The sequence below is a fragment of the Loktanella sp. F6476L genome (genome assembly GCF_023015725.1).
Lineage (GTDB): Bacteria > Pseudomonadota > Alphaproteobacteria > Rhodobacterales > Rhodobacteraceae > Yoonia.
On sequence record NZ_JALKAR010000007.1, the window covers coordinates 175,922 to 184,863 of the forward strand.

Below are 8,942 nucleotides of genomic sequence, written 5' to 3' on the forward strand. Positions count from 1 at the left end.
AACCACGTTTTAGCAAGGTTGATTGCAGCCCAAATGATCTTGGGTCTGCAAAAAAGGGACACGAGCAGGCAAGACAACTGCCCGTGTCCAAAGATGCGCTTGGGAGGTAGCGCGTTTTATTTCATCGAATTCAGGCCGAACATGTTGCCTTCAGTATCCTGACAAAGCGTCACGAAACCAAATTCACCAATCGAGAATTTCGGGCGGATCACGATACCGCCTGCTGCCGCGACGCGTTCTTGTTCAACAGCCACATCTTCGGCCATGAAGTAGATGATTGTGCCGCCGATGCCGGGCTTGCCGTGATCTGATTTTGTCAGCGCGCCAGCGGCACCGTAAATGGTCATGTCGCCTTGAAAGGCCATCATCTGGGTTTCGCCTGTCGGGTCGCCCATCGGCTCTAGTTTCTGGCCCAGAACGGTTTCGTAAAACGCGACTGCGCGGTCCAAATCGTCTACAAAAATGTCAAACCATCCAACGGCATTCATTTTGGTCATTTTCTAGTCCTTAAGGTTATTTTGCATTTACCCCATCACATTAGGATGCGGCTGATGATCTGTATTGTAGATATCAGACATCGAACTTTCTGGCGTAGCGGGCGGGCGTGTACCCTGTGGCCTTGCGGAACGAATGGATGAAGTGCGATTGGTCGGCGTAGTTATCCGCTGTGTCTGTGGTTAACGCCTGTTGCAGTCGCAGTACTTTGAGAAAGTCATGCGGCGCAAAGCCTGTTGTCCGCTTGAGCGTCCGTTGCAACTGGCGTGGCGACAAGTCGGACGATGCGGCCATGTCGGACACCGTGTTGATGTCTTCGAGGTTGCGAAAGATCTTTTGCGTGACTGCGTTCGGCACAACATGCTTTGCCGCGATCAGCGTTTCGACCAATTTGGACAGGATCGCACGCTGGGTTGCAGGCGTTTGCCCGAATAAACGTTGGCTAAAATCCAACAGCGGCAGTTTCCCTTCGTAGGATGCGTTGACCTGCCCATATCCGGACTGTTCGCGATCGAGACGAAAGACGCCGGGGAGAAATCGGATGTTCAGGAAATGAAACTGACGGCCCAAGTTCAATTCCTCGGAGGTCACCCGCAGTGTTGTGACCCCCGTGACATGCGGATCAAGCTGATCAAACACGATGTAGATGCAGGCATCGGGTAAGGCATGGAAACGATAGTCTTCTTCAAGAACGCCGTTTGTTTTTAATTCGATGAAGCGGTGCACAACATTGCTCAGATGCGCAGGCGGCTGCGTTTCAGTGAACGTGACCGCGTCAACGCGTTTCGCTTTTGCGTGCCCTCTCGGATCGTATGTACCCATCTTGACGGTCCAATTCTTTAACATGGGACCAAGGTAATATTCGCGGGAGCTGAACCATATCCCCACAGATGAGGGGGTTCATTTGTGGTCATGCCGGTTAGGCGGCGTCATGTGGGGATGGATCGGGATAGGATGCGTTCAACGCAGTATTTACGCCGCGTCAGCTTCAGAACCGTAAACTCGAATGCTCTAAAAGTACCCTAAAAAGGAAAGCGGCCCAAACAAAACCTGTGCTGCGCTAGCAATGATTACAACAGTACATATCTGGAAGTTTAAATGGTGCCCAGGGGCGGCATCACCTTTTAGTCACAGACCTCTGATATATATGGCGAAATCGGTACGCGATACCTAACGGCACCCCCAAAAACACCCCTTATTTGGACTGGTAGCTCAACACATATTTCGGACTGGTTTCTTTGGTTTTTCAGATAGCAGAACACAACCATTTACCGCGCATCTGACATGAACAGCTTTATGCCAGAATTCTTAACCGCTACAGAATCGGTCACAAGCGACCCAAGGGAGGCATCCCTCGGCCGAAGGCGATACTGCATGTGCAGCCCGAAATGCCGACCTTCATCCTCCGAAAACGTTGCGCCATGGACGAATGGTGGACCTGTTGAAGCTGCCGGCGTGGTCGGCGGAAGGTCGCTTTGGACCGAACTTGCCGATGCGATCGGGCTGATCCCGTCGGATGCTGCAAATCGTCCAATGTCCGCCGCTGGCGGAGAGCGCTCTTTCGCCGCATCGTCTACGAATGTCTGCATTTCGCTACATGGGTAGGTCCTCATGGCCAATGCCGGTAAGGCGTTAGTTTGTCAGTAGCCCCCTGAACCGGTCGCACCATCCGCGAGCCAAGGCCCCACTTTCTAAAATTAGCCCAGACAACCTTGCGTAGATGCATTGCGACCAAATACAAAGGGCTGGACAAGACGCCATGCATTCCCAAAGAGACATTTATGACCAAAACCAACATCGTTCCCGCGTCAGAGTCCCAAAAAGTGATCATTTCGCTCGAACCTCCAGACCTTACTGATGGCCCAGATTTGTTAATTTGGGTGAAGCCTTCCGACCTATCGTGGAACGACTTCGGTTACATTTCCAGGGCTGTCATTTGTTTCATTTATCGCGGTCGAGCTGAATTTGAGTATAATTGCAAGGCTGCATACTTTGACCCCGATAAGGCGAGCTATGTAGGGGTTGGCAACGCCATACAAGTTACTTCGAACCGCCGGAAAGCTATCATAGAGACCAGCAGAAACAACATAATTTCCTTAGGTCAGGATCAGGAGACTTATCGTGCAATAGTCCGTGAATACGGCGTCGAAACCGCGAATGAAAGGTTGTTGGCGGCAGGCGATCTGGTCGCAACTACGAACAACGGCTCCGTCAAAAACATAGAGAAAGCCGCGTTGAAGTCTCAAGTTTTCCAGTTCTCACTGACACGTGAATCTGAGGCATTTTACGCATTCAAAAATGCTGCATCAATTATCCGCGGACTAGATCAAGAGGACATCTCATCCGGGCCAGAAAGGGTGACCGTCTCTCTATCCAACGAACCCGGAGAAGACTTTGAAGTGGGTTTCAACTTCAGTCATGAAACCACGGTACCAAAAAGAACATGCGTCATCATTGGAAAAAACGGGGTCGGGAAGAGTCGAGTTTTGGGTGGTATAGCCAGAAAGGCGTTGGGAGGAGTAAAAAAGAACGCTGCAAGTAGTGAGGGACGAATCACTGCAAGCCGAATACTGGCTTTTACCCCCGGCACTGAATACACAAATGCCTTCCCCAACGAGGGCTGGAAAAGGCCGGCAACATTTTATAAGCGACTGTCCACAAGCCGTTCTCGGAGCGGCTCAGCTCGAAACACAGCAACTTCTACAATACTTGAATTGTCCCGCAACGATAGGATGATTGCTGAGAAATCACGTTTTTCCATTTTCTTGGATGCGGTTCAGGCAATCAACCGAGCAGACCAAATCGCGTTTAGGTCAAATGATAACTCACAATTGATAAATTTGCGGGCGCTACGTACAAAATCGGAGCAGCGCAGGCTTGAATTGCTCCTTAACATGAATGAGGCGGTCGAGCCTGGCCGTCAGATTGAAGGGAAATTTTTTTACTTGAGCAGCGGTGAAGCGCGTTTCATCAAGCTTTTGGCTCAGGCCTGCACTTATATTGAGAATGGCTCACTGCTACTACTTGATGAACCCGAAACTCATTTACATCCTAATTTCATCGCTCGCTTAATGAGTGCCTTGGAGAGACTGCTCGCAGACACTGGCTCATGTGCAATTTTAGCGACACATTCCGTCTATGTCGTCCGCGAAGTTTTTCATGACCAAGTTGTGATAGTGGAAAGGCACGAAGACGGGAGTGTATCCGTTAAGGCGCCTGGCATGCGAACATTTGGGGCCGATATCTCAACTATATCTACATTTATCTTCGGAGAGGAGGATAGTTCATTTCTTGCCGAAGATGTCATGAGCAGGATTCGATCGGAGAACCTTTCTCTTGACGAGTTACGTGAGAAATATGGCAGAATTCTTTCTCGAGAAATATTGAGCGATCTTAGGGGTTAAGGTGAAGAATTTCAGCCATACTACAAAAGGGCAATTGCGCGCTCTTGCAAGTATTTCAAAAAACAATAGGACTCCAAACGCTCCAGTGGTGTTGGCGAACATGGGGTTTCTCATAAATTCCTACCGAGAGTATGTGCGAAAACGCGGAAATCCGTGGTTGATTAGTGGTTATGTGAAGAACGCTCAATTCCAGAAATCGATGGACAGCCTGTACGGATCAGAAATGCAGGCAGTAAGTTATATTTCTGAGCTGCGCAAGAGCACGCGTGGTCGGTGTTGCGCCTTTTGCGGGTCCCTCAACAACAACCAGATTGACCATTTTCTCCCAAAGGAACATTATCCTGAGTTCTCAATATTTCTACTTAATTTATTTCCGATTTGCGCGTGTAATCAGACGAAAGGAAAGAAGACCACAGGCGCAACGGTTGGTCAGCGTTTCCTTCACCCAAGATTCGATAGGAATATTGGTGAGCGTTCGGTTTTCGTCCGCATCAGGTGTCATGGTGATATTCCGACCTACACCGTAGTGTTCAAGAAGCCCAAAGGCGTTACTGATGCTGCGGCTTTTGATTTCCACACCGAAACGCTGATATCGAAAGAACACCTTATTGAATATGTTAAAGACGGCTTCGAGCGTTTCTGCCGACGCCCGGGAAACATAGTTCGCACTCTAAAAAGATCAAATCCACATAATAAGCAGCATTTGGTCCAACTTCTTTGCGACGAAATCAGTGAGGCGTGCTGGCAGCATCAAAGTAAGAACAATTGGGAGTCCATAATGCTTCAGTCTTTAGTCGAGCGACGCACGGTAAATTGGTTGTGGAAGCGATTGTCGTCGCCAGGTCGCAATGCAGGGGATCCACTTGTGGATTTGTAGGAACTTGAAGGACTAATGAACCGTGGCATTTTTTCTATGGGCGCGGTGCAATATTGTCGAAAAGCCGACATCTAATATCAAACGACCGAATGGCGGGTAGGCCGAAGGTCCGGAAAGGGCCTTCCTTGTCGGTGACGATGCGCCCCTGGTTCAAAAATGCTGCGACCCATCTAATGGCGGCAGTGAGCTCACATTACCTAATACTGCGAAGCGCACGACAGTCGGCTCCGGCGCGCCATAGTGCAGATGGGGCATCGTGTTCCGTCCTCGAACTCTAGATATCCATCACGTTCGAGGATAGTTTCATGCAGCAGAGCCTGCGCTTGGGCAGCGGTGACTCCTTCGAGATACCCAGTACCGTTGCATTGCGAGAAGAGCCCATCCGGCGCGACTAGCGCCAAGGTTCACGGCACGGGACTTTGCAAGCCTTGCCGTCCGCGTGGCCAACGGCCGCTGTTAAAATGCTATCCCGACGGCGAAACGAACCAAGGCGGAAGCCAGACTTTCGGGCCTCGTTTCGCTGATCGCCGGATTGGTCGTGTTCAACGATTAATTTTGCATTGATGTTGACGCTACTAACCCGCTCATCCACTGATTGAGCGTCAATTTGAAATTAAAGCTAACGTGAGTTCTCATGCCGACACACCTCGAAGGATTAGCGATCCAATACTACAAGGGCATAGGTCCCAAAACGCAATACATTGCACCATTCTCAGAAATGAATTTCTTTGTCGGCCCGAACAATGCTGGCAAATCTATTGTACTGAATCTTCTAACTAAACATCTGCTAGACAGTGGGAATAGTAGGCTAAGGGACATATCTGACACTTACCGTGGGGCCAAAGAAGGAGACTTCACTAACTTCATTGCTGTGTCTGAGAAGACTTATAGCGCACTTCTTTCAAAGCATTTACAGCACAGAGCTAGTGGGTATCTCAATAGAAAAGGGCGAGCGTCGCCAATACAACAAACAGAGCTCGAAGAGCTGAGCCAGCTCATTTCAAGTCACCTCGTATACCGAGGCGGTATCTGGATTGAATCGGTTAACGACATGCAAAATGCCTCTCTGAAATATGATCTTTATGATGAAGACAACAACTTTGGTGTGACACTTCAAAAGTGGAACTCCTTACTTGACGTCTGCGGACTTGCATCCCAAAGAAATGTCAAGGACGCAGCAAAGGTTTTACTTAAGCAGGTGACTCAGGACCTTCGATTTAAACCACCTCAACAGATGATAATTCCGGCTAAACGCCAACTTATAGACGGCGATGAAACTTTTGATGATCTTTCCGGTAAGGGACTTATTAGCCACCTTGCAGAAATTCAAAATCCAGATTTTCATGAGCGCGATCAAAAAGAAATTTTTGATCAAATCAATTTGTTTGTTCGAGACGTTACAGGCAAACCTGATTCCCTTCTAGAAGTCCCAAACCATCGCAAACACCTGATAGTCCATATGGACGGCAAGGTGTTGCCGCTCTCATCGCTAGGAACCGGTATCCACGAGGTGATCCTGATCGCGGCATTTTGCACTATCCATCAAGATAAGATTATGTGCATCGAGGAGCCCGAAATCCATTTGCACCCTGTTCTGCAGCGCAAGTTGATACGCTATCTACAAGACCACACCCAAAACCAGTACTTCATCGCAACCCACTCAGCGGCATTTATTGATACACCAGGGGCCTCCGTCTTTCATGTCAGAAATGATGGTGATCAGACATATGTAGAGGCTACAATTACAAAGGACGATCAACGCAAAATTTGCGACGAATTGGGGTACCGCGCTTCGGATTTTTTACAGGCCAACGCGGTGATCTGGGTTGAAGGCCCATCTGATCGAATCTACCTCAAACATTGGTTGAAGACATTTGATAATCGACTGATAGAAGGTGTCCATTATACAATCATGTTTTACGGCGGTGGGTTAATTAGTCACTTGAGTGTGGACGACAATGCCATTGATGATTTCATTAAATTGCGGGACCTCAACCGCAATATCGCGATCTTAATCGATAGCGATAGGGACAAGCCACGTGCACAACTGAAGCCGGCAGCCAAACGCTTAAAGGACGAAATGTCCAAGGACGGAGGAGTTGTTTGGATTACGGAAGGGCGCGAAATTGAGAACTACTTGCCTCATGATGTGTTGCAGGACGCTCTGAAGAAACAGCACCCAAAAATATACGAGGCCCCGTCAGCAGGTGGTGAATTTGACCATGCATTTTATTTCGAGCGTAAAAACCCCAAGGCTAGTTCCGAAAAAACTCACAAAGAGGGTGATAAAGTGGGAGTAGCCGCTTTGGTCTGTGGCGAGGGCAAGACTGTAGACTTTAACGTTCTTGACCTCAAAGCGCGTGTAACTGAATTGGCAATGATGATTTTAGCTGCCAATGGAATGAAACGGGAATTTTAGTATGGATTCATACTGTTGACTTTAATCAGGGGCTAACAGCAACGTCCTGCACTAACCGGTCACTGCCTTTCGGCAGTTCGGGCGGAAAGTGTGCATTCGCTGCTCCGCAGCGTGGATATTCAACGCTTGCGAAAGCGGACCTTGGGAAAGACGAGCCGAAGGAAGTCCTGTTTTGGGACAGTTCTTCAGGAAAGCGGAAATTTTCTGCGTTGCGACATGGCCGATTACTAGGTTTCTAGAAGCAGTCGTTCCGACACAATGGTCGCGTCAGAACACCATGCTGACCAGACGGCGACTTTATAGTTATTAAGATCCTAATGTCTAAATGTGCCTTCGCGATAATCGAGGACCGCATGTCCCAAAAATTCTCGGTCCAAAGAGTTTAGTGTAAAGCAAAAGTCGCTTTCTTCGTGGCAGTTTTGGCTTCGTCAACAGTACTCGCGATAACCTTTACATTGGTACGCAGATCTGCACCGGCAGTTCTCAATTGCTGAACACCGTCGTTTGTAAGTTGTATAAAATGCCCGTTTCCAAACATCTCGGCCTCATAAGAAGGCTGATAGCTGAAAGTTCCGTCGACCCAAGCGATTGTTTCGCAGACCAATTTACCTTTATTGTCAAAAAGCTCCAGAGGGCGTTCCGGGTTTCTTATCCAGCCTAGCCGCTGAGCCATATGGGGGCAAAACGTCATCGTCTCGTCCCGCATACTTCCAAACATAGTGCCTGGGACTCGGCACACTAGTGCGCTGTCCTTTTCATCATACAGCGGCTGCGGCTCGTCTCGAGAAAACAATATTGGTAAACCCTCTAAACCTGCTTCGATATTGGCCAAGATCGGCAGGCGAAATTTGTCTGCTGACGATGTCGCTCGAGAGGCGTTCAGCGAAAAGTGCGTTTCCTCCGCCAAAATATGACCGGCGTTTGAGAACCTTGAGGTCATTAATTGGCTGGGATCGTTTACCCACGTTTCACTATCAACGCCGCCGTACTCTTTTACTGGCATTTGCGGCCAATCGAGCCAATCCGGTCTTGGGTGAGGCTTTGGCAACAAAATGGTGCTTGGGCCACCAATTTCTTCCCAAATTATTGGTAAAACTCTTGAATCGATAGCGCCTGCCCTCGACAATTCATCAATCAATTTTCCAACGGCTCTGAGCGCTGCGTTGGCCATTGGCCGTCTATAGGGGAACGCGAGATCGAGGCAGCGCAATTTGGAAAGCAATTGCTTTTCTACGTCCGGGCCGAATGCAGATTTGCCACCTTCTTCGGTCATAAACATGGCACATCTTCGGCGCAGCAGTTCTAAAGGGATGCCCGAAGCTTTGTGCACAAGGTTCAGTTGGAATTGAAGCACCGAAGTCCACGTCCAAGGGTCGTCAGACCACATTGCCCGCCCATCTGATAGCAAACCAGGAGGCGGGTCAAAATTCGACGCCTGCGAACCACCCAAAGGCTGCAAACTATAGAATGCAGGGAGATCTTTTTGCGGCGTGTCCGGGATTGCTTCACCCAGTTCGCGTAGGATCCTTTTTGATAGTGCCGTAGTAACGTAGTCCGATTTAGCAAGCTGATCTCTGGCCTCATCGACTAGGGATGTCCTCAGATGATGTTGATCAGCTTGGACCTGTCGCGCTTTCGTGCCGCCCCAAGTGCTCGTTTATGCCGCTTTCCGTTCGAAAGCGACGGGGCTTTTCCAGCCCAGTGCTGAGTGTCGGCGGCGCGGATTGTAGAAGCCATTGATATATTC

General features: G+C 49.2%; 7 protein-coding genes. 4 read left to right on the top strand and 3 right to left on the bottom strand.

The annotated features are described in order from the left end of the window. Positions 1–116: 116 nt before the first annotated feature. Both MWU61_RS14835 and MWU61_RS14840 read right to left on the bottom strand, forming a co-directional pair. Positions 117–497: a VOC family protein gene (locus MWU61_RS14835; RefSeq protein WP_247129161.1), complete on the bottom strand. Its 381-nt coding sequence runs from the start codon at positions 495–497 to the stop codon at positions 117–119. 73 nt (positions 498–570) lie between these two features. Then, entirely contained in the window at positions 571–1,317 is a 747-nt protein-coding gene (locus MWU61_RS14840) for an AraC family transcriptional regulator (RefSeq protein ID WP_247129162.1), read from the bottom strand. 552 nt (positions 1,318–1,869) lie between these two features. Here MWU61_RS14840 and MWU61_RS14845 point away from each other — a divergent pair. The 4 genes from MWU61_RS14845 (at position 1,870) to MWU61_RS14860 (ending at position 7,195) form a co-directional block, all read left to right on the top strand. After that, positions 1,870–2,100 (top strand): hypothetical protein, encoded by a 231-nt coding sequence (locus MWU61_RS14845; protein ID WP_247129163.1) that lies wholly within the window; start codon positions 1,870–1,872, stop codon positions 2,098–2,100. 176 nt (positions 2,101–2,276) lie between these two features. Further along, on the top strand, positions 2,277–3,899 hold the full coding sequence (locus MWU61_RS14850; RefSeq protein WP_247129164.1) for an AAA family ATPase: 1,623 nt from the start codon (positions 2,277–2,279) through the stop codon (positions 3,897–3,899). A 1-nt stretch (position 3,900) separates the two neighbouring features. Further along, positions 3,901–4,776, top strand: a complete 876-nt coding sequence (locus MWU61_RS14855; protein ID WP_247129165.1) for a hypothetical protein — start codon at positions 3,901–3,903, stop codon at positions 4,774–4,776. A 634-nt stretch (positions 4,777–5,410) separates the two neighbouring features. Continuing rightward, positions 5,411–7,195, top strand: a complete 1,785-nt coding sequence (locus tag MWU61_RS14860) for an AAA family ATPase (RefSeq protein WP_247129166.1) — start codon at positions 5,411–5,413, stop codon at positions 7,193–7,195. 382 nt (positions 7,196–7,577) lie between these two features. Here the strand turns inward: MWU61_RS14860 and MWU61_RS14865 are convergent, their stop codons facing one another. Beyond that, complete coding sequence (locus MWU61_RS14865; RefSeq protein ID WP_247129167.1) at positions 7,578–8,474, bottom strand: hypothetical protein; 897 nt, start codon at positions 8,472–8,474, stop codon at positions 7,578–7,580. Between the last annotated feature and the right edge of the window lie 468 nt (positions 8,475–8,942).